Source organism: Pseudomonas sp. 8Z, assembly GCF_902506535.1.
Classification (GTDB): Bacteria; Pseudomonadota; Gammaproteobacteria; order Pseudomonadales; family Pseudomonadaceae; genus Aquipseudomonas.
On record NZ_LR733826.1, the window covers coordinates 104,736 to 128,727 of the forward strand.

The window sequence follows — 23,992 nt, forward strand, 5'->3', positions numbered from 1 at the left end:
TCCCTTAGCTTAATCGTTATCCATGCAATAGACAGACCGAGTTCAAGGAACCGTAAATGCCAAGGAATCAGGCTGGCGAAAAATCGAAAAAGCAGCTATTACGCAGTATAGACACTCGGCGGAGCTTAACGAAGTTAAGGCGCACGCCGAGTGTCTATACTGCGTTACAACGTGATTTTTTCATTTTTATCCCGCCCGAGTTTTCATTGCATTTACAGCTCTGCTGCGCAGAGCGGAGTGAATTGATGGATAACCAGTCGCTGAAGCGGACGCTCGCCAAAAGCGAGCGAGCGCCGCTTAGCTTCCTACGTTAGGCAATCAAGAAAGAATGACCAACCTTGAATTAGTGGCCGCACTCAAAGCACTTCCAGATGAAGATCTGGCGTTGGTACTCGGAATGGTGCTCCCAGAGCGTAATCCGTTCTCTAAAGAGCCAGAAGTGGTTAGATCCAGAATGTTTCTTGGCATATACACGGAGTACACGGATGAAAGCTCAATTAGCATCGTGGCCTACCCAAAGGATGGCGAGCGCGGGCCTTATTGGGGCTTTTGCCAATCTACTGAGTCACCAATTTCAGGCATAAACTTCGTTTCTCCCCAGAAGCAAGCTATATCGCCTCTAGACGAAACAAGAATAAATCTTACATAGCCTAACAACAGATTCAAATCGTTCGCTGCGCTCACTGGGACGGGCTAAAGCCCGCCCCTTAACCAAACGTTAAGCACCTTGGAGAAAATTTTGGATAAATTCGAACGACTAAACTTTATCAACCAGATGTTGATATTGGAGAAGCTATACCCAGAAGAAGCCGAGTATTACGCAAAAAACAGAAAGGCATTAGAACACGGCTATGAATTACACTACTCATGGCTCGTAGAAAGCATTAGCGATCCACTTTCAGAAGACCAATGCAAGCAAGTATTGGATATTCTAGACATGTACAGGTCTATTACATTTTCCTGGGAACGCCTCCATGACGGAGAGGAAATTCCAAGCAAACTAAAATTTCGAGGATTCGACGGAAATAACGAAACAGCCCAGATGGGCTATACACAATACTTCATCAATGATTTAGACAGATTCAGAGAACTGACTTACGACTCAGACTACTGCGATTTCAACAGTCACTGCCCTATGCTAGGGAAATACTCTCGCATGCTAACCGTATGGAAAAGCCTCGACTCTTTCGAGTTAAGCGAAGAGGAAATTGAAGCCGTGGTGGCAGCATGATTGATGCCATTTCAGTTATTGGATCTATAGCATCTATATTGGGCGCCATATGGGCATGGAAGGAGGCTAATAAATCCAAAACAGCAGCACAACTAGCCCAACGTATAAAAGATCAACTAATCGGCCACAGAAAAACATCAGAATTGGCTGAGTTACAGGCCCTACTTAGCACTGCACAAAAGAAATTCACTAAATACGGAGCCTCCAACCCTAAGGCGCTTGCAGGGATTGATCATCACGCAGACTCCGAGTCACTTCTCTCATTCATGCACACACTAAAGTCTTACAACGAGTACTTTGAAGGCGAGCATGAAAATGTTGCCGACAAATTCTACGATGACATCGAGAAAACTCTTCAACTTTTTAGAAAGTCTAGCTCTATAAACAATATCTCCGAACACGGAAATAGCATTTTAAACAAGCTAGCGAGTTTCTCACCAATACTCAAAAGAGAGTTCACGAGCAAGAAAGAGTCCGTAGTTAGCGGCGCTTAACAACTGGTTCAATTCGCTCGCTCCGCTCGCTGGGACCGGCTAAAGCCGGCCCCTTAACCAAACGTTAGGCAAGGAAACCTGAATGGATCTTGATTCTTACAAGAAAGCTCGGGAAGTCTTCATGAAAGAGCATGAGGAGAAATATGATGGTTTTACTCGCCTTATGCTCGGTCTTTCCGTCACCTTCATAACACTTGTTGTGGGCTTGCAAAGTGCCAGTGCAGGCCAGCTTTCTTTAATGTTAAAATCAGCGGTGGTTGTTCACTCCTTATCAATCCTTTCAGGTGTTTGGGTTCAATACCTAGTTATGGCACAGCCTCTTTACGACCTCAAACGTGCGTATAAACTGGCTGAGGAAGTACTCGAAGAAAAGAGAGCTAACCCAGGATGGTTTGAACGTCCTCCAAGCCAAACACAAGTAGTTTGCTTCAATGTACAGGTGATAACCTTTATCTTTGCTTTTGTATTAGTCGTGTTGGCGGTTGTTGCGTGATATTGCCTAACAAACACATCAAATTCGCTCCCTACCGGTCGCCGGACACGCAAAAAACCGCGTGCCGTTTATGTGGGCGTTATGAGCCATAAGGCAGATCGGATGTTCAAAAAACTATTCGCAAAAAGGAAGCCTGATGATCGCAAGGAAGAAGAATTGGTGCCAACACCCATTCCAGCCTTGATCGTCATTCTGCTAAACAAAGAACGAGAAAAAGGCTCTCCACTAACTGAAGCCGAGGTTATAGAAATTAGAGACAACGCTGTTTGTATGATGCTTCCAGCTTCAGTGAAAATGCAGATGGAGGAATCCAGAGGCTATCCAGACCTAAATCCAGAACATGCCTGGGAGCAATGGCAAACAGCACGTCTTGAGTTCAGTGAAGGCTCATAACAATTGGTATATGGACTCTCCCCACAAGTAGTGAGTAATAGCTTTTCGAACCTGTCGTCAGCGCGGTTGCATTCGTATATCCGGCCTGTTGTGGGCGCTCACGCCCTGGCCATTCTGTAGTTCGCGCAGCGGGGGCCAAGCGTTCAATCGATCACGGTGATCACACTTGTTATCGGCCTTGCTCCGCTGCAGGACTCGCCTGTTCCGACAGTTTCGCTATTCACCACAACCACAAGAAAACCATCACACCTTTACTGATTACCCCCGCCGTCAGGCGGGCTTTACGCTCTGCCAATTGCCATTGAAGCGCCGCTCATGGCACCACACCGCCCAGCAGATCCGCACCAGTTTGTTGGCCAGGGCCACCGCTGCCTTGTTGTGGCCGATACGCTCTGCCGTCTGCACAGCCCAGCGCTGTAACTGCGTCAGCTTTTCCGGTGTACGGGCCTGGCAGCGTTGTGCCGCCAGCAAAGCTGCACGTGAGCCGTGGATCAATAACGTGCGGACATAGAAATTACCCTGTCGGCTGATATGGCCGAGTTTGCGACTATTGCCACTGCTGAACTCACGCGGCGTCATACCCAGCCAGGCGCTGAGCTGGCGACCATTGGCAAAGCGTTCGGGCTTGCCGACGGCGGCAGTCAGGGCGCTGGCAGTCAGCAGGCCAATGCCACTGACCTCATCCAGTTTGCGCACGATGTCATCGTCAGCGCGTAGGGTGGCAACGCGCAGCTTGCCCACCATTTTCAGGCTCCGCGCCGTCCAGGCTGACGAAAATATGACCGATTTATTTTTAGCCAGCCGGGGGGGGTCTAGCGGTCAGTCGCTTCTCTTTTTTGCACGTTCATCGAGCTTTGGCGGTGAGTCGTGCTTCTGGCGACGCGCTCAGTAAAGGGTGAGTCGTGTGTGTAGGGAACGATTGCATTGCTTAACCATTACCTGATGACGGCTGCCTGAATTTTTATGGGGCGTGTGTTTTTTGCTGCTTCTAGTGGTTGAAACGACTTGCTTTATGGGGTTTTTTTTAGTTTTTACTGTTAATGATTAGTCCTGTTCTGGCGGCTTTCTGCTCACTTGAGCGCTCGTTCGATTTGGCTGTCGGCTACGTTCTCTGCTCTATGATGCGGCTTTATGTTGCTTGATCTTGGGCTCCACCTGGTGCCAGGCGCGGCAATGGGGCAGGCGTCGTCTGGGCGTGGCACGTCTGCCGTGCGCCTCTGTTGGTGAGCTTTTTGTTAATCAGGTTAATCATGTGCTCGATGGCGCTTCATCCATCGTGTGTATCGGTGCGGTGATCGAACATTTCGAGCAAATAGTTAATTGACATAACTATCTGCTCGGCCTACCTTGAGCCCATCTACCCCACACATGCAGGACACCCCCTATGAGCAAGTACGAAGCGCGCTGGCAAACCGTGAAGGTCGACGTCGAAGAGGGCATCGGCTGGGTCACTCTCAATCGCCCGGAAAAACGCAACGCCATGAGCCCGACCCTCAACCGCGAGATGGTCGATGTGCTGGAAACCCTGGAGCAGGACGCCGACGTCGGTGTGCTGGTGCTGACCGGCGCCGGTGAGTCCTGGACCGCAGGCATGGATCTCAAGGAATACTTCCGTGAGGTCGATGCTGGCCCGGAAATCCTGCAGGAGAAGATTCGCCGTGAAGCCTCAACCTGGCAGTGGAAGCTGCTGCGCATGTACGCCAAACCGACGATTGCCATGGTCAACGGCTGGTGCTTCGGCGGTGGCTTCAGCCCGCTGGTGGCGTGCGATCTGGCCATCTGCGCCGATGAGGCGACTTTTGGCCTGTCGGAAATCAACTGGGGCATCCCGCCGGGCAACCTGGTGAGCAAGGCCATGGCCGACACCGTGGGCCATCGTCAGTCGCTGTACTACATCATGACCGGCAAGACCTTCGGCGGGCAGAAAGCCGCCGAGATGGGGCTGGTTAATGAGAGCGTGCCGCTGGCGCAACTGCGTGAGACGACTGTTGAGCTGGCGCGTAATCTGCTGGAGAAGAATCCGGTGGTGATGCGTGCGGCGAAGATTGGCTTCAAGCGTTGCCGCGAGCTGACCTGGGAGCAGAACGAAGATTACCTCTACGCCAAACTCGACCAGTCGCGCCTGCTGGATAAAGAGGGCGGTCGTGAGCAGGGCATGAAGCAGTTCCTCGACGAGAAGAGCATCAAGCCGGGTCTGCAAGCCTACAAACGCTAAACGTGTGCTCGGGGCGGTTGTGCGTGGCCGCCCCTGAATAACAATCACAAGATGGAGCCAGACCATGTTCGATGTGCCTTTGCTGATCGCCGGGCAGATGCGCCCTGCCGCCAGTGGTGCGCTGTTCGAGCGCCGCAGTCCGTTTACCGGTGAGGTCGTTAGTCGTGTGGCCGCTGCCACCCTCGAAGACGCCGATGCCGCTGTCGCTGCCGCGCAGGCGGCTTTCCCAGCCTGGGCCGCGCTGGGGCCGGGGGAGCGCCGTGCGCGCCTGCTGGAGGCCGCCCGTTTGCTGGAAGCCAATCGTGAGCGCTTTATGGCCATGGCTGTGGAGACCGGCGCCACGGCTGACTGGTACGGCTTCAACGTCAAGCTGGCGGCCAATATGCTGCGCGATGCTGCCGCTATGACCACGCAGATCAAGGGTGAGGTGATTCCCTCCGACGTGCCGGGCAGCTTCGCCATGGCGCTGCGTCAGCCGTGTGGTGTGGTGCTGGGCATCGCCCCGTGGAATGCGCCGATCATTCTTGGCACTCGCGCCTTGGCCATGCCTTTGGCCTGTGGCAACACGGTGGTGCTCAAGGCGTCGGAGAACAGCCCGGCGGTGCACGCGTTAATCGGCGAGGTGCTGCAGCAGGCCGGTCTTGGTGATGGCGTGGTCAACGTCATCAGCAATGCTCCAGCCGATGCCGCTGCCATCGTCGAGCGGCTGGTGGCTAACCCGGCGGTGCGTCGTGTCAACTTCACTGGCTCCACCCATGTCGGGCGCATCATCGGCCAGCTCGCCGCGAAACATCTGAAACCGGCGGTGCTGGAGCTGGGCGGCAAGGCGCCTTTGCTGGTGCTCGATGACGCGGATCTGGAGCAGGCGGTGGCCGCTTCGGCTTTCGGTGCTTACTTCAATCAGGGGCAGATTTGCATGTCCACTGAGCGTCTGGTGGTCGACGAGCGCATCGCCGACGATTTCGCCGCGCGCCTTGCCGCCAAGGTCGGCACGCTCAAGGCCGGTTTGCCGGGTGAAGCCGTGCTCGGTTCGCTGATCGACGCCGCCGCCGGTGAGCGCATCATGGCGCTGGTGCAGGACGCTGTGGACAAGGGCGCCGTGCTCCTTGCTGGCGGGCAGATCGACGGCAGTGTGATGCAGCCGGTATTGCTCGACCGCGTGACGCCGGCCATGCGCCTGTACCGCGAGGAGTCGTTCGGCCCGGTGGCGGTGATCCTGCGCGGGGAGGGCGATGAGGAGCTGTTGCGCCTGGCCAACGATTCGGAGTTCGGTCTGTCGGCGGCGATCTTCAGCCGGGACGTTTCCCGTGCGTTGACGTTGGCGCAGCGGGTCGAGTCGGGCATCTGCCATATCAACGGCCCAACCGTGCATGACGAGGCGCCGATGCCTTTTGGCGGGGTGAAGGCCAGCGGTTACGGCAGCTTTGGTTCCAGCGCGAGCCTTGAGCACTTCACCCAGTTGCGTTGGGTGACGGTGCAGAACAGCCCACGGCATTACCCGATCTGACAGGCCTTGCCTGATCGGCGCCGTTGGCGTGGCTTGCCGACAGGTGAGCCACGGCTATGCAACGTGCGCGATTGAGGCCAGGCGTCTAGGTGCATGAATTGAACTGGCCGGGCCAATGCCTGGCGTCGCGCTGTGCCTGAAGGCATGGCCGGAGGTGATAACAGATGAACAATGAATCCTCCTCGCAATCGGCAATCCGCTATCGCCCCGTATCGCTGGGGCGGCCGGATGTCGAAATCGAGTCATACGCCGGCAATACCTACCTGCGCTCGCGCGAGGCTCTGGCGGCTTTGCCCGCGCGCTTGCTCGATCGCCTGCTGCACTGGGCCGAGGTGCGCAGCGAGCAAACCTTTATCGCTCGCCGTGGCAGCGACGGGCAGTGGCAACGTATCAGTTATCGGCAGATGCTGGCGCGCGTCCGTTGCATCGCCGCGCACTTGCTCGACTACGAGTTGAGCGCCGAGCGCCCGCTGGTGATTCTCTCCGGCAATGATCTGGAGCATCTGCAACTGGCGTTGGCTGCTATGTACATCGGCGTGCCGTACTGCCCGGTGTCGCCTGCCTATTCCACCGTGGCGCGTGATTACACCAAGCTGCAGCACATCGTTGATTTGCTGCGCCCTGGTCTGGTGATGGCTGCCGATGGCGCTGCTTTCAGTCGCGCCATTGAGGCGGTGCTGCCTGCTGAGGTGCCGGTGCTGCTGGTGCAGGGCGAGCTGGCCGGGCGCGATGTGCAGCACTTCGACGCGCTATTGACGCCGTGCGAGCCGACACGCGCCGATGCCGCTTTCGCTCGCACCGGGCCGGAAAGCATCGCCAAGTTCCTTTTCACCAGTGGCTCGACCAAGCTGCCCAAGGCGGTGGTCACCACCCAGCGCATGCTCTGCGCCAATCAGCAGATGCTGTTGCAGACTTTCCCGGTATTCGCCGAAGAGCCGCCAGTGCTGGTGGACTGGTTGCCGTGGAACCACACCTTCGGCGGTAGCCACAACGTCGGCATCGTGTTGTACAACGGCGGCAGTCTGTACCTTGATGACGGTCGGCCAACGCCGCAGTTGTTCGGCGAAACCCTGCGCAATCTCAAGGAAATATCCCCCACTGCTTACCTCACCGTGCCCAAGGGCTGGGAGGAACTGGTGAACGCGCTGGAGCAGGACGGCGAGTTGCGCGAGCGCTTTTTCGCCCGCGTGAAGTTGTTCTTCTTCGCGGGCGCGGGGCTTAGCCAGCCGATCTGGGATCGCCTCGACCGGATCGCTGAGCAGCACTGCGGCGAGCGCATCCGCATGATGGCCGGGCTGGGCATGACCGAGACGGCGCCGTCCTGCACCTTCACCACCGGGCCGTTATCGATGGCGGGCTACATCGGCCTGCCCGCACCGGGCTGCGAGGTCAAACTGGCGCCGGTGGACGGCAAGCTGGAAGGGCGCTTTCGCGGCCCGCACGTGATGCCTGGCTATTGGCATCAGGCTGAACTCAACGACGAAGCGTTCGATGAGGAAGGCTTCTACCGTTCCGGCGATGCCCTGCGCTTTGCCGATGACGACAACCCGCACTGGGGGTTGATGTTCGATGGGCGCATCGCCGAGGACTTCAAACTCAATACGGGTGTGTTCGTCAGCGTTGGGCCGCTGCGCACCCGCGTCATTCTGCAGGGCGCGCCCTATGTGCAGGACGTGGTGGTCACCGGGCCGGATCGTCAGCGCATTGGCTTGCTGGTGTTCCCCAATCTGCCCGCCTGCCGTGAATTGGCCGGGCTGTCGGCTGAGTCCAGTGCCGAGTCGGTATTGGCGGCTGAGCCGGTACGGCAGTGGCTGGCCGGGCTTTTGCTGGAGCTTAATCGTGAGGCCACCGGGCTGGCTTCGCATATCGCCTGGGCTTGCCTGATGACCGAGGCGCCGAGCCTGGACGCCGGGGAGGTGACCGACAAGGGCTCGCTCAACCAGCGCGTGGTGCTCAGCCGCCGTGCCGAGTTTATCGAGCGTCTCTATGCCGACCCGCAGGCGCACTGCGTGGTGGCGCAGGCGTGGGCATGACGCGGTAGTTCGACGCCTTCGAACAGATCGCGTTGCAAGCTGCTGTCGGCCTGTAACGCGACCCACAGGGGGGCCAGGCAACTGGCCACGCGTGGCACCCGCTACGGTATCGCCGCCATCTGCATCGGGTGGGCAGGGCATGGCGAGCCCGGCCTGTCGGTGAGGCGTTGCCACGCATATATCGGGACTGCTTGAGTGCGCAGTGCTTGCTCATATCGTGGCTGAAGCCACTCCTACAGGGGCTGCAGTGTTTTGAGGGGCTTGAGCCGCGATGTTCGCACTCAAGGCAGCAACTTCCTTGCGTGCAGATGGCGAGGGCGGTGGATCGTCGACCCACCGCCTGCACGTTTACTCGACCGCTTCGTAGGGCAGGCCGACGTAGTTCTCGGCGATGGTGCGGCGCCCGGCTTCGGAGCCGACGAAGTAGTCCAATTCGGTCTGCTGCATGCGCTGGCTGAAGGCGTCAGTGTCGGGGAAGCGGTGCAGCATCGAGGTCATCCACCAGGAGAAACGCTCAGCCTTCCAGATGCGCCGCAGACAAATTTCCGAGTATTTCTCCAGCAACTCCGTGCGGCCTTCCTGATGCACCTTGAGCAGGATGCGGTACAGCGTGTTGACGTCGCTGGCCGCCAGGTTAAGGCCCTTGGCGCCGGTGGGCGGGACGATGTGCGCGGCGTCGCCGACGAGGAACAAGTGCCCGTATTGCATGGGCTCGACCACGAAGCTGCGCAGCGGCGCGATGCTCTTCTCGATGGATGGGCCGGTGATCAGCTTGGCGGCGGTTGGTGCGGGCAGGCGGCGCTTGAGTTCGTCCCAGAAGCGCTCGTCCGACCAGTTTTCGACTTTTTCCTCGCTGCTGACTTGCACGTAGTAGCGGGTGCGCGTCGGCGAACGCATGCTGCACAAGGCAAAGCCGCGCTCGTGGTTGGCGTAGATCAGCTCTTCGTTGACTGGCGGGGTGTCGGCCAGCACGCCGAGCCAGCCGAAGGGGTAGACCCGCTCGAACTCGGTGAGCACGCCTGCGGGAATGGATTGGCGCGATACACCATGGAAGCCGTCGCAGCCGGCGATCTGCTGGCAATCCAGGCGCATGCGCTGGCCTTCGTGGGTGAAGGTGACATAGGGCTGCTCGCCCTTGAGGTCGTGCAGTTCGACCTCGCTGACGCTGTAGAAGCTTGGCGCGCCGCAGGCCACGCGGGCGTCCATCAAATCGCGGGTGACTTCGGTTTGGCCGTAGACCATGACGGTCTTGCCACCTGTCAGGCCGCGCAGATCGATGCGCTCCAGGCGGCCGTCGAAGGCCAGTTCGAAGCCGTCATGCACCAGGCCTTCGCGCTCCATGCGGGCGCTGACGCCAGCCTCGCGCAGCAGATCGACCATGCCCTGTTCGAGCACGCCGGCGCGGATGCGGCTGAGCACGTAGTCCGGGCTTTGGCGTTCGATGATGACGTTGTCGATACCGGCCTTGTGCAGCAACTGGCCGAGCAACAGGCCGGACGGGCCGGCACCGATGATTGCAACTTGGGTTTTCATTATTGTTGTCCCGGTTATGCACTGATGTAGGAATCAGTATTTTTGATGTATCGATGTCCGCCATGAAGGCACTATCCGCTTAGTTACTTGGACTTTTCGAGGATTCGTATGACCGGTCAGGTTCCTGTGTTCAAGCTCTACGGCGAGGATCGCGCCTGGCCGACGCCAGACCTGATCCACTGCGAGTCGATTGCCGAGCGCAGCCGCCTGCACGGCTGGGAAATCAGCGCTCATCTGCACAGTGATCTGCTGCAGGTGCTGTACATCCAGAGTGGCCATGCCGAGGTGGAGATCGATGGCCAAGTGCGCGTGCTCGACCAGGCGGCGGTGCAGGTGGTGCCGGCGCTGTGCGTGCACGGCTTTCGTTTTTCCGAGGATATCCAAGGCCATGTGCTGACCTTGGCCCAGCCAATGGTCGAGCACCTCGGCGCGGCGCTGGAGCGACCGCCGCTGACTCAGGCGGTTTGCTATCTGGCGCAAGGCCAAGAGCCGCGCCTGGATATGCTGTTCGCCACCCTGGCTCACGAATACGGGCAGCACGAGGCAGGGCGCGAGTTGATGTTGCAGTCGCTGATCAGCGCGCTGCTGGTATGGCTGGTGCGTCAAGCTTTGGCCAACGAGCATGAGGAAGCCTTGTTGAGTGACCGTGGGCGCCACCATTTGCGGCGCTTTCAGGGGGTGGTCGAGGCGCACTATAGCGAGCATCGTCCGCTGGACTGGTACGCCTCGCAGTTGGGCCTGAGCGTGGCCCATCTCAATAGCCTGTGTCGGCGCCTGGCCGGGCAGTCCGGCCTGCAGTTGATCCATCAGCGGCTGTTGCTCGAAGCCAAGCGTAACTTGGTCTATACCTCGATGACGGTCGCCCAGGTGGCCGACAGCTTAGGATTTTCCGAGGCGGCTTATTTTTCGCGTTTCTTCAGGCGGATGACGGGGCTTTCTCCCAGGGCATTCCGTGAGCGGCGCTGAGCCTCTGAGTTGCCTTTACCTAGCAAAGACACAGCACAGGTAAAACGGCTGGTTGGGTCTATATTCGAGGGAGGCCTTAAGCGTTGCGTGGGCATGCCGATAGCCTTTTGAGCCTTCATCAGTAACGGTCTTGTGCCGGTTGTAGTCCCACTCTTACGAGAGCCAGTCGAATGAATATCAAGCAGAAACTGACCTGGGCGTTTGCCGCTATCGCGTGCGTGCCGATCCTTCTGGTTGCCGTCGTGGTCATTTATAACTTGCGCGTACAGGCTGAGGCCGATTTCCTCGATAGCAGCTCTCGCGAGATCCGTCAGATCGACAATGCCATGGGCATGTTCTTCAAGGGCATCAGCGAGAACATCGATTACATCGCCAGTCTGCCGGAGATCGTGGCTGCTCCCGTTCTGAAAAACTACTCGTCGGCCGATGCCCCGAGCCAGCCATTACCGGAAACCAACCAGCAGTTGGAAAGCCTTTTCGACCGCTTCGCCAAGTCGCATCCGACCACGGCCTATATGTCCTACGGCCGGGTCGATGGCGGCTATGCCATCTGGCCAAGCGATCCGGGCCTGAAAAGCTACGACCCGCGCGTGCGCCCCTGGTACAAGACTGGTATAGCCTCTCCAGGCAAAACGGTACGCACTGCCGCCTACTACTGGGCGCCGGATGATGCCGTGCTGATCGGTACCGTGCGTGCCGTCAACGATGCGCAGGGCAATGTGGCCGGTGTAGTCGGGCTGGATGTGTCGCTCAAGCAGCTCACCGACCTGGTCAAGCAAATCAAGATTGGCGAAACCGGCTATCTGCTGCTGGCTGAGGCGAGCGGCAATGTTTTGGTTGACTCTGGCAATGCCGAGAACAACTTCAAGTCGCTTACCGACCTGGGCGGCGACTACGCCAAGATGGCAGGTGCCGATGGTTTGCAGGAGGTTCAGATCAATGGCACCCATTACATGGCCAATGTCTGGTCGTCGCCCACGCTTGGCTGGCGCTTTATCGGCTTGATCGAACGCGACGAGGTCATGGCCAAAGCCAACGTCTTGGCCTGGCAGATCGGCGTGATTGTGCTGCTACTGGCCATTGTTTTTGCCGTGGTCGGCGGCGTGTTCGCCAAGCTCATCGTCAACCCGATCCGTAGCGTTGCCAGCGGCTTGGAAGGCATTGCGCAGGGGGAGGGCGATCTGACTCGCAGCTTGAGCGTACAAGGCAAGGATGAAACGGCGCTGCTGGCGCGTTGGTTCAACCAGTTTCTTGGCACCATTCGTCAACTCGTGCAGAGCATCATGGAGGCCTCGGCGGCACTGCGCCAGACTTCCGATGACTCTACCCGTGTCGCACATGACATGAACGATGTGGCCGAGCGTCAGCGTGGCGCGGTGGAAATGGTCTCCACGGCCTTCAATGAAATGGTCGCCACCGCCAACGAAGTCGCCCGCTCCTGCAGCGAGGCCGCCAGCTCTGCCGACGACGGCCAGCGCCAGGTGCATACCGGTCAGACACAGATCGAAGATGCCACCGACAGCGTCACCCGCCTGAGCGACAACCTGAAGCAATCGGCCTTGGCGCTGCAGGCTCTGGAGCAGGACAGCCAGAACATCAACGCCATCCTCGGCACCATCCGCTCGATTGCCGAGCAGACTAACCTGCTAGCGCTCAACGCCGCCATCGAGGCCGCGCGAGCAGGGGATCAGGGCCGTGGCTTTGCCGTCGTTGCCGACGAGGTGCGTGCCCTGGCCCAGCGCACCGCCGACTCCACCGGCGAGATCGACAGCCTGCTCGGCGGCCTGGCACGGCGCACCCAAGAGGTGACGCGGCAGATGCAGAACAGCCTGGAAATGTCTCAGACCAGCGTTGAGCGCATCAGCCTGGCCAGCCAGAGCTTCGAGCAGATTCGCGGTTCGGTGGATCACATTCGTGACCAGAACACCCAGATCGCTACGGCCGCTGAGGAGCAGCACCAGGTCGCCGAGGAGATCAACCGCCACATCGCGCAGATTCAGAACGACGCTCAACTGGTGGAAAATCTCGCGCAGTCGGCGCATCGAGATTCGCAGGAGCTGGCGCAACTGTCTGAGCAACTGCATGGCCTGGTCGGGCGCTTTCGCGCGTGAGGCTACGGGCCTTGCACCGGATCAGCCTGGTCCGGTGCAAGGTTTGAAACCGATACGTCATTAGTTGCTTGTGCAGCCTCTGGCTCTGGCGTATCGACCTTGCGTATCTCCGGCCCCGGCCAGTGATTTATGGGCACCTCTAAACACTACTACGTTGCCATCGCGGCGTTAAGAACAGGCTCGTGCGCGAGTCCTAGCAAAATGCTCATTTACAGCACGCAAAGTCGAACGCGATTCCGAGCCTCTCTCGCCTGTTTTACAGGGGCGCCAGCGGTATTGCGTTGGCTGCCGCGCCTACGTTTTTAGACGTGCCTTTATCCTGTTTGTATTTTCCGTGATTGAGCCACCGCAAGGTGGCGCTATGCAGACAGGAGCAGGCATTGGCGTAAATTGCTGGAGGGGTCGCTTGAGGCCGCGTGCTTTGCCTGCGTATTGGGCATCAACGAGATTCATCTGCCTTCTCGGAAGAAGCGATGAGTGGAGTCCGAATGTTTTTCCAGCATCAGTGCGGCATCTTCAGTATTTCCCTGAGACTCCTTCACGATACCGTGCTGGATCGCCAATGAGCGGTAAACGCCTTTGAGCTCTAGAGCACGCAGTGCATGGTTAAAACGCTCAAGTAGTTGTTCGGCTTGAGGGTAATGACGCGAGGTCATCAGGTAGTTGTAACCGACGTTCAAAGGTGTATCCATTACACGAAAGTGAGCGTGTTCTTCGGGAGGGAATATAGTGCGAATGATATTCCAGCCCACCACTTCCACGGCAGGCACCAAGTCCACGCGGCCAGCACGCAGCATTCTGAAACTTTGCTCCTCGCTTGAGGCCAGCGATAGCTTAATGCCTGCGTCGGAAAAAACGCTTTCATAGTAGTAGCCGCGTACGCCGCCGACTCTGAGTCGACTGAGTTCACGTAAATCTGTGAAGGTTTTTGGAAGCGACGGTTGCTCTTCGCTGTAGTGAAACAGCATCGTGCGCTTGGCATATAGAGGGATTGAGAACAAAAACTTTTTCTCACGCTCTGGCGTAGGCACATAAGGCATGGTGGCCCATGCTTGCAGCGAATCCACGGCCTGTTCGCCGCGTGCCCAGGGCATGAAACGAAACTCGAATTTAACGCCCATTTCCTTGCCTACTTCCTGCAGTAGTGCGCTTAGGAAACTGTCCTGCGGTTTGGCGCTGGTATAGGGAGGCAACTCGCTGGTCACAATGATCAATGTTTGCGGCGCCGCATAACTTGCACTGCAATAGCTCCATGCCACACCAAGAGCACCCAGCAAATACAATCGCCTCAGGCATCCTGCAAAAAGCAAGATACTGGCGATACCCATAGCGATCATAAGCGCGCTCCCAGGCGATAAGGCCCTCGATAAGCATAGCGCAGCCTGAGAGGGACCCACGAAAGGCTTCAATACCTTGTCGGGCATGCCGGTAAGCACACGCAGTAGCTGTCTGGCACGCTGGTGCTCCATGGCGATGAAAAGACTGCCGGTCTGCGTGATGCCGCGATTAACGTCAGCGAAACCAAGGCCAGCAAGGTTCGTTCGGTGCCGAGCAGCGTAGAGCTTGAGGCCAGGCCGTCCACGCACTGCGACACACCTTCGCCAGCCACTTCATCCAGAACGGCGGCAACATCCTCACCCTGCAGAAAATCCAGGGCACTCCAGCCTTGCCACTCCATGCGCTACGCGCACCTGGTGCCGGATCATCTGCAGGATGCGGTACGCTTTGGCCCGCTCTCGTCCCTATGATTCAGATATTCCATTGATGGAATATTCCTTTGAGGTTATATTTTCTCCATGACTTGGAATATCGAATACACCGACGAGTTCGGTGAGTGGTGGGAAGGCTTGTCTGCAGAGGAACAGGAGTCCGTTGCGGTGTCAGTCCAGCTCCTAGAGGAGCGAGGCCCGTCACTTGGCTTTCCACACAGCAGCGGAATCAATGGCTCTCGTCACAGCCATATGCGCGAGCTGAGGACTCAGCACGAAGGCCGACCCTACAGAACCCTGTATGCATTTGATCCCAGGCGTTCGGCTATTTTGCTGATCGGTGGCGACAAGACTGGTGATGATCGTTGGTATGACATCAACGTTCCGCTATCTGATCGACTGTACGACGAACATTTGGAACAGCTTCGTAAGGAGGGCTTGATAGATGGCTAAGAAATTTGCAGAGCTGCGCGCAAAAATGGCGCCTGAGGCTCAGGCCAGGGTAGAGGCCAAAGCCCAGGAGCTGCTTGCAGAGATGCCGCTTAATGAGCTGCGCCAGGCTCGTGGGCTGTCACAGAAGGTGCTGGCTGAGGTGCTGCATGTACAGCAACCATCCATTGCCAAGATGGAAAAGCGTACTGACATGTACATTTCTACTTTGCGTAGCCACATCGAAGCCATGGGTGGTCAGTTGGATGTCATTGCCCGCTTTCCCGAAGGTTCGGTGAAGATCAGCAATTTTTCAGACATCGAAAGCGATCTTCTCCAGCAGTCTTAACGCTTCGACACTTTTTCGGCACCCCAAAGAAAAACCCCTGACTTCCTCTAGGAAAATCAGGGGTTTATTTGGTGGAGCCGGGGGGATTTGAACCCCCGTCCGCCAGTTCTCCACTGTTGGTACTACATGCTTAGCCGTGTCTATTGAGTTAACCCTCAGCCGCCCGACGGGCAGGGTGCATTGGGCGAGTTGTGTAAGTTTTAGCCACTTCGTCCACAACGTACTACGCGGCGATCCTGTTCTGCATGACAATCACTTCAGGTTTACAGGCATCCCCTAGTGATCGCTGGAGCCGAAGCTACCAGAAGGACTAGTCGCGCCGCTTACGCAGCGAGAGCGTAGCCCTCGTAGTTTTCGTCATTGGCAACTATAGAAAGTTGCAACAGTTGATTTACGACTTCTGTTACCAAGTCGGCATGCACCTCGAGCTTCGCTACCGGCGTCGAATCCTAATCGGCCCCGAAACTTTGGTGGTTACAGCTAGGACGCGGAGTTTACGGCAAAGGTTCCTCTGCGTCGACTGCGGATTCGGCTCGGGGAGGCTATGATGGCGCGCCTGCTCAGGGTGGGAATTGGAAAGGAGTCGTCATGCCGAGTAGCCGTTATCCCTTGCGTCAGTGGATTTGGCGAGCCTTTGTTCAGAGTGCGCTGATCCCCCTGGTTCTGGTGGAGTCTGTGCTGATCGCGGTGTATCTGTTGAGCAATCAGGCCATTCGCGATGAGCAGGTGGCCCACCTGCAGGAAACTGCTGTGCGTGACTTGGCCAGTGCTGCGCAGCGTGAGGCGCAGGTCATCGATGGTCGTCTGCGTGCTGTTGAGGTGCAGGTTCAGGTCTTTCGCGATGCTGTGCAACGCGCGTTGCTCGATAGCCGTTTTCGCCCGGATGACAAGGAGCGGCAGCGCTACGCGACCACTGCTTCTGGGGTGTTCTATAGCCGCACTGACGATGGCCGGGCGGCATCGTTCTATGCCAATAGCACGCCCTTGGCTAAACAGGATCACGCTAAGGTGATGCGGTTGTCGCAGGTCGATCCGTTGATGCGTTCGTTCCATCAGGCCAATCCGCTGGTCGCGGCGCTCTATTTCAATAGCTGGGACAGCTACAACCGTATTTATCCCTGGTTCGATACACCGGCGCAGTATCCCCATGACATGGTGATACCGGATTACAACTTCTATTACCTGGCTGATGCCAAACACAATCCGCAGCGCAAGGTCGTCTGGACTGACGTGTATCTCGATCCTGCTGGGCAGGGCTGGATGATGTCTGCAATTGCGCCGGTTTATCGTGGCGATTTCCTCGAAGGCGTGGTGGGGTTTGATATCACTGTCGACCAGGTGTTGGGCGAGATCGATGAGCTGAATGTGCCTTGGGATGGCTACGCGATGTTGATTGGCCCGGATAATCGGATCATGGCTTTGCCTGCGGCAGGGGAGCTGGATTTTGGTTTGCGCGAGCTGACGCACTATTCCTATGAAGAGGCAGTGCGGCGTGAGGTGCTAAAGCCAGAGGACTTCAGCCTGTCGCGGCGTGAGGGAATGGAGCCTTTGCTAACTGCCATGAGCAGTGGTGAGGGCAATGTGCGGGAAGTGATGCTGGGCGGGCGTAAACAACTGGTTGCCTGGAGCGTTATCGCGCAGACCGGTTGGCGTTTGCTGCTGGTGGTGGATGAGGAGCGCATTTTTCAAGGCACCAATCAGTTGGCCAAGCGCTATCAGCACATCGGTTACTGGCTGATTGCGGGGCTGCTGCTGTTCTACCTGTTGTTTTTTGCCGGTATGTGGTGGCGCTCGCGGCAACTCAGCGAGCAACTGGCGCGCCCGATCAACGGGGTTGTGGATATGGCTGCTAGCCTTGGCCAGGGCGAATATCCCGCGGATGCTCCGCGCAGTCATATCCATGAAGTCGATGCGCTGGCCGAGGCTATGCAGCAGGCAGCTCGGCAGTTACAGATCAGTGAACGCAAGCGTCAGGATACCCATGAGCTACTGCAACTGGTGCTCGATAACACCACTGAAAGCCTTTGGCAGATTGACGCGCAGGCCTTGACCATAGAACTGAGTGAGCGCTTCGTGCGGCGCTTTGGTCTGGGCGCCAACCTGCTCACCTTGAGCGAATTCAACCAGCGTGTGCACCCGGACGACCTGGAGCGCCTGCGCCATCTGCGCAGGCTTTTCGCTGAGCAGGGAGAGGAATATTTCGATGCCGAGTACCGCTACCTCAATTGCCGTGGCGAGTATGTCTGGCTGCTCAGTCGCGGGCGCTTGCTGGAGCGCGATGCGACAGGCTGGCCGCGGCGCATCGCCGGTACGCACGTGGATATCACCCGGCTCAAGCTCGCGCAGGAAGAGTTGCGCCATGCCAGTCTGCAGGCGCAGACGGCGAGCCAGGCCAAGAGCCGCTTCCTGTCGAGCATGAGTCATGAGTTGCGTACGCCGCTCAATGCCATCCATGGTTTTGCCCAACTGATCGAGCTGGAAACCCAAGACAAAGCCGGTGCTCAGCAGGAGGCCGACTATGCTCGCGAGATCGTCCAGGCCAGCCGCCATCTCACGTCGTTGGTGGACGACATCCTCGATCTGTCGAGCATTGAGAACCGACGCCAGCAGTTGCAACTGCAAGCCATCGAAATCGGCACGTTGCTCAAAGGTTGTGCAGAGCTGGTACAGCCAGAGGTGCAGCAACGGAAATTGCAGTTGCAGGTGATGCCTGCTGCTGATCCCGCACTCTACGTGCAGGGTGACCCGCGCAGGGTGAGACAGATCCTGCTCAATCTGTTGTCCAACGCGATCAAATACAACAGCCCGCAAGGTGCGATTCGTGTGGGCTATGAAGTGCGCCCCAACTGCGTACGGCTATGGGTTGAGGATACCGGCCCAGGGCTTGCTGAGGGGCAAGTGGCCCGGCTCTTTCAGCCGTTCCAGCGTCTGGGGCGTGAGAGCTCGAACATTCCCGGTACTGGTATTGGCCTGATGTTGTGTCGTGAGTTGGCCAGTTTGATGGATGGCGAGGTCGGCGTGCGGAGCGAGCTGGGTGTTGGCAGTCGCTTCTGGCTCGACCTGCCCAGCGCCGCCCGCCCGGAAGACGGCTTGATTGAAGGGCAGCAGGCGCTGCAGACGGCTCGTAGCTTGGTGCTGTGCGTGGAGGATCAGCCGACCAACGTGCGGATGTTGCAGGCGTCGTTGCGTGAGTTTGCGGACGTACGCAGCGTGAGTTCGTGGCAGAGCGCGATGGCTGAGCTGCATTTGCAGACACCTGCTCTGGTGTTGCTGGATATCGACTTGGCCGATGGCAGTGGCTTGGATGTGCTCGACGCGATGCAGAGCGAGCCGCGTCTGCGGGAGGTGCCGGTCATGGTGATCAGTGCGGCGACCGACACTCATCTCTTCGCAGAGGCCCAGGCGCGTGGTGCTGCTATTTGCCTAGCTAAACCGGTGGAGCAGCAGGTATTGCGCCAGGCTGTTCTGGGGTTGCTTTACAGTGGCTTCTGAGTGGCGGCTGTTACTCGCTGGCGGAGAGCAGGTCGAGCGCCTCGGCCAATACACGAGCCGACTCGGCATGTTCGCCAGACTTGTGCAGCGCTTCGCCTTCGGCGCGTAGCTCCTTGACCTTGGCCACCACCTCGGGATCGCTGGGTGGATCGCTCTGCAGCATTTCGTCGATTTTGGCCATGTCCTGTGGGCAGTGCATGGCCCACAGCGGAAAACTGATCAAGGCGGCAGCAAGCAACACGAATAGACGGCGCATGGCGACTCTCCGAGCGGGTGGTGGAGTTTGCAGTATAGGAGAGTTGATGCAGGGCAAGAGGCGACCTGCACAGGCAGGTCGTTTCGGGCTCAGTAGTGATACCAGCGCAGCTCCAGTTTCACCTCGTTGACCGGGCTGGCGAGTTGGCTGAACTCGCGTTGGGCGCTCAGGCGCAGGCCGAGGTTGCGTGAGACTTCCCATTGTTGATTGAGGGACAGGCGCTGGCGCACTTCGCCGTTATAGAAGTAGTCGCTGGCGCCCTCCAGGGTCAGGTTGCCCAGCGGGTTGCGCCACAGCAGGCCGGTGTTGAAGCCCAGGGCGGGGGCGATCACGGAGGCAAAGTCTTCGTTGTATTCCAGGCGGGTGGTGCCGAGGGCGAAGCCGAGTAGGTCTTCGCTCAATTGCCAACTGGCGCCGGCGCCACCGCTGATATGTGCGACCAGTGGGGTGTCGCCATCTTTGCCGAGTACCCGCTCCAGCCCACCGCCGACCTGCCAGGACAGAGGTTGCAGCAGGGCGTTGCGCGGCGTCAGCGAGCGGATGTTGGCTAGATCCAGGCGTTGCACTTGCCAGTGGTTGTTCTCGTACTGGCGCAGCTTGAGCTGGAGAATCTCGATTTGCGCACCCAGCGGGAAACCGTCGAGATTGTCGTTGAGGTCGTGGTAGGCCATGCGCAGGCCGTACTCGGCGAAGGCGCGGTTGTCGCGGCTGCCACCGGCCAGTTGCCAGGTGCGCGACTGGTGGCCTTCCTCGGGCAGCGGCGGGCGCTCGATGTTCAGTGGCGGCGGTGGATTGCGGCTGATCGCGCCGAGAAGTTGGAAGCTGCGCTGCGCCGTGACCCTGCGTTCATTGTCGTTGGCCTGGTAGCGCACCAGGCGGAAGGCGGCGTCCTGGATCAGCGCGCGGCGTTCGTTGGGCAGGGCAGTAAACGCGGCATCTTGCAACAGCGTCGGGTCTTCGCTCAGGCGCAATACCCAGGCCTGCTCGTCTGCATCGAGCGGCTCGGCGCGGGCCAGCAGCTCGCGTTCACGGGAGGGGCGATAGTCGATGCGTTCGATCAGCCCGGCATCCTTGACCGCGCGCACGGTGTCGGTGGGGATGGCGGTAAGCGGGAAGTGTTCGGTCAGCTCGATGCCGGGGCGGGCGATCTCCAGCAATTCCAGCAGGCGGTAGGAGCAGTTTTCGTCGAAGAAGAAGTAGTCGAAGCGGATCTGCTTGAGCTCCCAGACATGCTCGACCATGCGCTGGGTTTCCTCGGGCGTCAGGTTCAGCCGGTATTCCCACAGATCGCGGTTTTCCAGGCGGCTGTATTCGCTGAGCTTGTCGTGGTAGGGCACCAGGGCGAACAGGCCGGGATAGCCGCCCATTAGGCCGCGCCAGGCGTAGAGAATGCCGTTGTCGTCGCCTTCGATAAAGGCGCCGAAGTTCAGCGCGTAGCTGAGCAGGGCGGTGTTGTGGCTGTCGATGTCGGGCTGGTCGATGCGCAGCAGGGTGTGGCCGAACATCGACGACGGGCTGTTCAGGTACGCCGCCGGGAATACCAGCACGGCGCTATGCGGGTTGATGTCGGCCATCCACGCCCGGTACTCGGCGCAGTCCGGGCTGGGCAGATCGGTCAGTTGCAGTTGCGCCTTGAGCCAGCGCGTGCGCGCCGGGTAGATGCATTGGGGATGACGGTCGCCCAGTTCGGCGGGTTGATACAGTGCCTTTACTGTGGCGGTGAGTTCGGCGGCGGGGTCATGGGCGCCGCTCTCGGCGAGGAAGAAATCGTCGTCATCGACGTAGCTGCGCCAGCCGCCGAGCTTGCCGGTTTCATAGTGGCCGAGGGCTATCCAGTAGGGATCAGCGGCCAGCTCGGCCAGGCGCTGGGGCGAGGCGGCATGAAGGGGAAGGCTGCAACACAGGGCGAGGATGGCGACTATCCGATTCAAGGACGCGGCTCTTGTTGAGGGCAGGCGATGGGGCGAGCTTTGGTCAGGTACGCAGTAGGTGTCAAGGCAGCAGACAAAGCCGTTGCGCGCAAGTGCTGACGGGCATCGGCAATGGCCGCAGGTGGGCGCGCTACATTGGGGGCTCTTTAATCCTTATGGCGAGTGTTTGTGCTTTGCTGAACAAGAGGTTTTGCCGGGTGATTTCTCTGTTGCGATGAATCAAGCCTTGATCGTCGTTGCGCCGCAGGCCCAGAATCACCCCATGTTTTGCGGAATTTTCCGCCCGCTATAAGGATCGCCAATGTCCAAGCTTAGCCTCGATGCTTTGCGCCTTGCCCCCGAATCACTGACCCGTCCCTTCGCCCCTGAGCAGTTCAACTTCACCAGCACTGACGAACTCGAACCCTTTCGCGGCGTGCTAGGCCAGACGCGTGCGGTCGAGGCGCTGCAATTCGGCGTGGCCATGCCGCGCCCTGGTTACAACGTGTTCGTCATGGGCGAGCCTGGCACCGGGCGCTTCTCTTTCGTGCAGCGCTACCTCAAAGCCGAGGCCAAGCGTATGGACACCCCGGCGGACCGTGTCTATGTCAATCATTTCGACGAGCCGCGCGAGCCGCGTGCGCTGGAGCTGCCCGCGGGCACGGCCAGTGATTTCATCGCTGACATCAATTTGTTGATCGATAACCTGCTGGCCACCTTCCCGGCGGTGTTCGAGACGCCGACTTACCAGCAGAAGAAGAGTGCCATCGACCGCACCTTCAACAAGCGCTATGACCAGGCGCTGGACGTGATCGAGCGTTTGTCGCTGGAGAAGGGCATCGCCCTGTACCGCGACAGCACCAACATCGCCTTTACCCCGATGGCCGAAGGCAAGGCGCTGGATGAAGCCGAGTTCGCCCAGTTGCCCGAAGCTGAGCGTGAGCGCTTCCATGCCGATATCGCCGCCCTGGAAGAGCGCCTCAATGAGGAGCTGGCCAGCCTGCCGCAGTGGAAGCGCGAGTCGAGCAACCAACTGCGCCAGCTCAACGAAGAAACCATCACCGTCGCCCTGCAACCGCTGCTGGCGCCGCTGTCGGAGAAGTACGCGGAGAACGCAGGCGTTTGTGCCTACCTGCAGGCCATGCAGGTCAATCTGCTGAAAACGGCGGTTGATCAGTTGGTGGATGTGGACAAGGCCGATCCGCAACTGCGCAAGCTGCTCGAAGAAATCTACTGCCCGAGCCTGGTGGTTGGTCACCACGCCAATGGCGGTGCGCCGGTGGTATTCGAGTCGCACCCAACCTACGACAATCTATTTGGCCGCATCGAATACAACTCCGACCAGGGCGCTTTGTACACCAGCTACCGCCAACTGCGCCCTGGTGCGCTGCACCGCGCCAATGGCGGCTATCTGGTGGTCGAGGCGGAAAAACTGCTGGGCGAACCCTTCGTCTGGGAAGCGCTCAAGCGCGCCCTGCATTCGCGCCAGTTGAAGATGGAATCGCCATTGGGCGATCTGGGCCGCATCGCCACCGTGACCCTTAATCCCCAGGTCATCCCACTGCAGTTGAAGGTCATCATCATCGGTTCGCGCCAGCTCTATTACGCGCTACAGGACGCCGATCCAGACTTCCAGGAAATGTTCCGCGTACTGGTGGACTTTGACGAAGACATCCCGCTGGCTGACGAGAGCCTGGAGCAGTTCGCTCAATTGATGAAGACGCGCACCTCGGAAGAGGGCATGGCGCCGCTGAGCGGCGCTGCCGTGGCGCGTCTGGCGACCTACAGTGCGCGTCTGGCTGAACATCAGGGGCGTTTGTCGGCGCGCATCGGTGACCTGTTCCAACTGGTCAGCGAGGCGGACTTTATCCGTCAACTGGCGGGCGAGACGTTGACCGACGTTGGCCATATCGAGCGTGCGCTCAAGGCCAAGGCCACTCGCACCGGCCGTGTCTCGGCGCGGATCATCGACGACATGTTGGCTGGCATCATCCTCATCGACACCAGTGGTGCCGCCGTTGGCAAATGCAACGGCCTGACCGTGCTGGCTGTCGGTGATTCGGACTTCGGTGTGCCGGCGCGGATTTCCGCCACGGTCTATCCGGGTGGCAGCGGTATTGTCGATATCGAGCGCGAGGTCAGCCTGGGTCAGTCGATTCACTCCAAGGGCGTGATGATCCTTACCGGTTTTCTCGGCAGCCGCTACGCTCAGGAATTTCCCCTGGAGATTTCCGCCAGCATCGCCCTGGAGCAGTCCTATGGTTACGTCGACGGTGACAGCGCCTCGCTTGGCGAGGTATGTACGCTGATCTCGGCCTTGTCGCGCACGCCGCTCAAGCAGTGCTTCGCCATCACCGGTTCGATCAACCAGTTCGGCGAGGTGCAGGCGGTCGGTGGGGTCAACGAGAAGATCGAAGGCTTCTTCCGCCTGTGTGAGGCGCGTGGTCTGACTGGTGAGCAGGGGGTGATCATCCCGCACTCCAATGTCGCCAACCTGATGCTCGACGAACGTGTGCTACAAGCCGTGCGTGCCGGGCAGTTCAACGTCTACGCCGTGCGTCATGTCGACGAGGCGCTGAGCCTGCTGGTCGGCGAGCCGGCCGGGTACCCGGACGAGAAGGGACGTTTCCCCAAAGGCAGCGTCAATGCCCGCGTGGTCGAGCGTTTGCGCGATATCGCTGCAATTGGCCTGGAGGAGGAGAGCAGCCCTGCCGAAGCCAAGGAGCAGGCGCCCGTCGAGGCAAGCAAGGCTGCGCCAAAACCACGGCGCAAGAAGGCTGACGGCGAGGCGAGCTGATCAGTTCTTGCACGGCTTCTGTGCGAGCCCCTTGGCAGGTGCGCTGGAGCGTTTGCGCACGTGTCATCAACAGA

At 58.9% G+C, this 23,992-nt stretch carries 17 protein-coding genes, 1 other RNA gene and 3 pseudogenes; 15 read left to right on the plus strand and 6 right to left on the minus strand.

Features of this window, described 5'->3' with window-relative positions; genetic code table 11:
* The first annotated feature begins 739 nt into the window (after positions 1–739).
* The 4 genes from AERO9A_RS09845 to AERO9A_RS09860 all read left to right on the plus strand — a co-directional run bounded on the left by AERO9A_RS09845 (position 740) and on the right by AERO9A_RS09860 (position 2,611).
* The gene (locus AERO9A_RS09845; protein ID WP_159971790.1) at positions 740–1,231 is read left to right on the plus strand and encodes a YfbU family protein; all 492 of its coding nucleotides are present in this window, start codon (positions 740–742) and stop codon (positions 1,229–1,231) included.
* On the plus strand, positions 1,228–1,725 hold the full coding sequence (locus AERO9A_RS09850) for a hypothetical protein (RefSeq protein ID WP_159971791.1): 498 nt from the start codon (positions 1,228–1,230) through the stop codon (positions 1,723–1,725). The genes AERO9A_RS09845 and AERO9A_RS09850 overlap by 4 nt, the downstream gene beginning before the upstream one ends.
* Before the next feature lie 82 nt (positions 1,726–1,807).
* Positions 1,808–2,218: a hypothetical protein gene (locus AERO9A_RS09855; RefSeq protein ID WP_159971792.1), complete on the plus strand. Its 411-nt coding sequence runs from the start codon at positions 1,808–1,810 to the stop codon at positions 2,216–2,218.
* Positions 2,219–2,320: 102 nt separating this feature from the next.
* Positions 2,321–2,611, plus strand: coding sequence for a hypothetical protein (locus tag AERO9A_RS09860; RefSeq protein WP_256665899.1), 291 nt, complete (start codon positions 2,321–2,323; stop codon positions 2,609–2,611).
* A gap of 270 nt (positions 2,612–2,881) precedes the next feature.
* Here the strand turns inward: AERO9A_RS09860 and AERO9A_RS09865 are convergent.
* Positions 2,882–3,322: pseudogene (locus tag AERO9A_RS09865) on the minus strand (transposase); the annotation flags it as partial.
* A gap of 673 nt (positions 3,323–3,995) precedes the next feature.
* Here AERO9A_RS09865 and AERO9A_RS09870 point away from each other — a divergent pair.
* The 3 genes from AERO9A_RS09870 (at position 3,996) to AERO9A_RS09880 (ending at position 8,366) form a co-directional block, all read left to right on the plus strand.
* On the plus strand, positions 3,996–4,826 hold the full coding sequence (locus AERO9A_RS09870; RefSeq protein WP_159971793.1) for a p-hydroxycinnamoyl CoA hydratase/lyase: 831 nt from the start codon (positions 3,996–3,998) through the stop codon (positions 4,824–4,826).
* Between the two features lie 64 nt (positions 4,827–4,890).
* Positions 4,891–6,333 carry an aldehyde dehydrogenase gene (locus tag AERO9A_RS09875; protein WP_159971794.1) on the plus strand — a complete coding sequence of 481 codons (1,443 nt, stop codon included), beginning with the start codon at positions 4,891–4,893 and terminating at the stop codon, positions 6,331–6,333.
* Between the two features lie 164 nt (positions 6,334–6,497).
* Positions 6,498–8,366, plus strand: a complete 1,869-nt coding sequence (locus AERO9A_RS09880) for a feruloyl-CoA synthase (RefSeq protein WP_159971795.1) — start codon at positions 6,498–6,500, stop codon at positions 8,364–8,366.
* A gap of 348 nt (positions 8,367–8,714) precedes the next feature.
* Here the strand turns inward: AERO9A_RS09880 and pobA are convergent, their stop codons facing one another.
* Complete coding sequence (pobA, locus tag AERO9A_RS09885; protein WP_159971796.1) at positions 8,715–9,899, minus strand: 4-hydroxybenzoate 3-monooxygenase; 1,185 nt, start codon at positions 9,897–9,899, stop codon at positions 8,715–8,717.
* A 108-nt stretch (positions 9,900–10,007) separates the two neighbouring features.
* On the opposite strand from pobA, the gene AERO9A_RS09890 reads away from it, so the two are divergent.
* The 3 genes and pseudogenes from AERO9A_RS09890 (at position 10,008) to AERO9A_RS22770 (ending at position 12,976) form a co-directional block, all read left to right on the plus strand.
* Positions 10,008–10,865, plus strand: coding sequence for a helix-turn-helix domain-containing protein (locus tag AERO9A_RS09890; RefSeq protein ID WP_159971797.1), 858 nt, complete (start codon positions 10,008–10,010; stop codon positions 10,863–10,865).
* Between the two features lie 170 nt (positions 10,866–11,035).
* Positions 11,036–12,121, plus strand: a pseudogene (locus tag AERO9A_RS22765) (sensor histidine kinase); the annotation flags it as partial.
* A gap of 126 nt (positions 12,122–12,247) precedes the next feature.
* Positions 12,248–12,976, plus strand: coding sequence for a methyl-accepting chemotaxis protein (locus AERO9A_RS22770; RefSeq protein ID WP_372239670.1), 729 nt, complete (start codon positions 12,248–12,250; stop codon positions 12,974–12,976).
* A gap of 449 nt (positions 12,977–13,425) precedes the next feature.
* Here AERO9A_RS22770 and AERO9A_RS09900 read toward each other — a convergent pair whose 3' ends face one another.
* A complete protein-coding gene (locus tag AERO9A_RS09900) occupies positions 13,426–14,313 on the minus strand; it encodes an ABC transporter substrate-binding protein (protein WP_159971799.1) in 888 nt (295 codons plus the stop codon).
* 230 nt (positions 14,314–14,543) lie between these two features.
* On the opposite strand from AERO9A_RS09900, the pseudogene AERO9A_RS22455 reads away from it, so the two are divergent.
* The 3 genes and pseudogenes from AERO9A_RS22455 to AERO9A_RS09915 all read left to right on the plus strand — a co-directional run.
* A pseudogene (locus AERO9A_RS22455) lies at positions 14,544–14,724 on the plus strand (integrase); the annotation flags it as partial.
* Positions 14,725–14,772: 48 nt separating this feature from the next.
* Complete coding sequence (locus AERO9A_RS09910; protein ID WP_159971801.1) at positions 14,773–15,138, plus strand: type II toxin-antitoxin system RelE/ParE family toxin; 366 nt, start codon at positions 14,773–14,775, stop codon at positions 15,136–15,138.
* Positions 15,131–15,463 carry an XRE family transcriptional regulator gene (locus AERO9A_RS09915; protein ID WP_159971802.1) on the plus strand — a complete coding sequence of 111 codons (333 nt, stop codon included), beginning with the start codon at positions 15,131–15,133 and terminating at the stop codon, positions 15,461–15,463. The genes AERO9A_RS09910 and AERO9A_RS09915 overlap by 8 nt, the downstream gene beginning before the upstream one ends.
* Positions 15,464–15,532: 69 nt before the next feature.
* Here AERO9A_RS09915 and ssrA read toward each other — a convergent pair.
* Positions 15,533–15,924, minus strand: a transfer-messenger RNA (tmRNA) gene (ssrA, locus tag AERO9A_RS09920).
* Between the two features lie 127 nt (positions 15,925–16,051).
* Between ssrA and AERO9A_RS09925 the strand changes: the two genes are divergently transcribed.
* Positions 16,052–18,955 (plus strand): ATP-binding protein, encoded by a 2,904-nt coding sequence (locus AERO9A_RS09925; protein WP_159971803.1) that lies wholly within the window; start codon positions 16,052–16,054, stop codon positions 18,953–18,955.
* A gap of 10 nt (positions 18,956–18,965) precedes the next feature.
* Here AERO9A_RS09925 and AERO9A_RS09930 read toward each other — a convergent pair whose 3' ends face one another.
* On the minus strand, positions 18,966–19,211 hold the full coding sequence (locus AERO9A_RS09930) for a hypothetical protein (protein WP_159971804.1): 246 nt from the start codon (positions 19,209–19,211) through the stop codon (positions 18,966–18,968).
* Between the two features lie 89 nt (positions 19,212–19,300).
* Positions 19,301–21,142, minus strand: coding sequence for a DUF4105 domain-containing protein (locus AERO9A_RS09935; protein WP_159971805.1), 1,842 nt, complete (start codon positions 21,140–21,142; stop codon positions 19,301–19,303).
* Between the two features lie 301 nt (positions 21,143–21,443).
* Between AERO9A_RS09935 and AERO9A_RS09940 the strand changes: the two genes are divergently transcribed.
* Complete coding sequence (locus AERO9A_RS09940; RefSeq protein WP_159971806.1) at positions 21,444–23,918, plus strand: Lon protease family protein; 2,475 nt, start codon at positions 21,444–21,446, stop codon at positions 23,916–23,918.
* Positions 23,919–23,992 lie beyond the last annotated feature (74 nt).

Coding starts and splice junctions, on each gene's coding strand:
- AERO9A_RS09855 (WP_159971792.1), top strand. CDS start 1,808: ATGGATCTTGATTCTTACAAGAAAGCTCGGGAAGTCTTCATGAAAGAG.
- pobA (WP_159971796.1), bottom strand. CDS start 9,899: ATGAAAACCCAAGTTGCAATCATCGGTGCCGGCCCGTCCGGCCTGTTG.
- AERO9A_RS09860 (WP_256665899.1), top strand. CDS start 2,321: ATGTTCAAAAAACTATTCGCAAAAAGGAAGCCTGATGATCGCAAGGAA.
- AERO9A_RS09915 (WP_159971802.1), top strand. CDS start 15,131: ATGGCTAAGAAATTTGCAGAGCTGCGCGCAAAAATGGCGCCTGAGGCT.
- AERO9A_RS09880 (WP_159971795.1), top strand. CDS start 6,498: ATGAACAATGAATCCTCCTCGCAATCGGCAATCCGCTATCGCCCCGTA.
- AERO9A_RS09925 (WP_159971803.1), top strand. CDS start 16,052: ATGCCGAGTAGCCGTTATCCCTTGCGTCAGTGGATTTGGCGAGCCTTT.
- AERO9A_RS09850 (WP_159971791.1), top strand. CDS start 1,228: ATGATTGATGCCATTTCAGTTATTGGATCTATAGCATCTATATTGGGC.
- AERO9A_RS09875 (WP_159971794.1), top strand. CDS start 4,891: ATGTTCGATGTGCCTTTGCTGATCGCCGGGCAGATGCGCCCTGCCGCC.
- AERO9A_RS22770 (WP_372239670.1), top strand. CDS start 12,248: ATGGTCTCCACGGCCTTCAATGAAATGGTCGCCACCGCCAACGAAGTC.
- AERO9A_RS09930 (WP_159971804.1), bottom strand. CDS start 19,211: ATGCGCCGTCTATTCGTGTTGCTTGCTGCCGCCTTGATCAGTTTTCCG.
- AERO9A_RS09890 (WP_159971797.1), top strand. CDS start 10,008: ATGACCGGTCAGGTTCCTGTGTTCAAGCTCTACGGCGAGGATCGCGCC.
- AERO9A_RS09870 (WP_159971793.1), top strand. CDS start 3,996: ATGAGCAAGTACGAAGCGCGCTGGCAAACCGTGAAGGTCGACGTCGAA.
- AERO9A_RS09900 (WP_159971799.1), bottom strand. CDS start 14,313: ATGATCGCTATGGGTATCGCCAGTATCTTGCTTTTTGCAGGATGCCTG.
- AERO9A_RS09910 (WP_159971801.1), top strand. CDS start 14,773: ATGACTTGGAATATCGAATACACCGACGAGTTCGGTGAGTGGTGGGAA.
- AERO9A_RS09940 (WP_159971806.1), top strand. CDS start 21,444: ATGTCCAAGCTTAGCCTCGATGCTTTGCGCCTTGCCCCCGAATCACTG.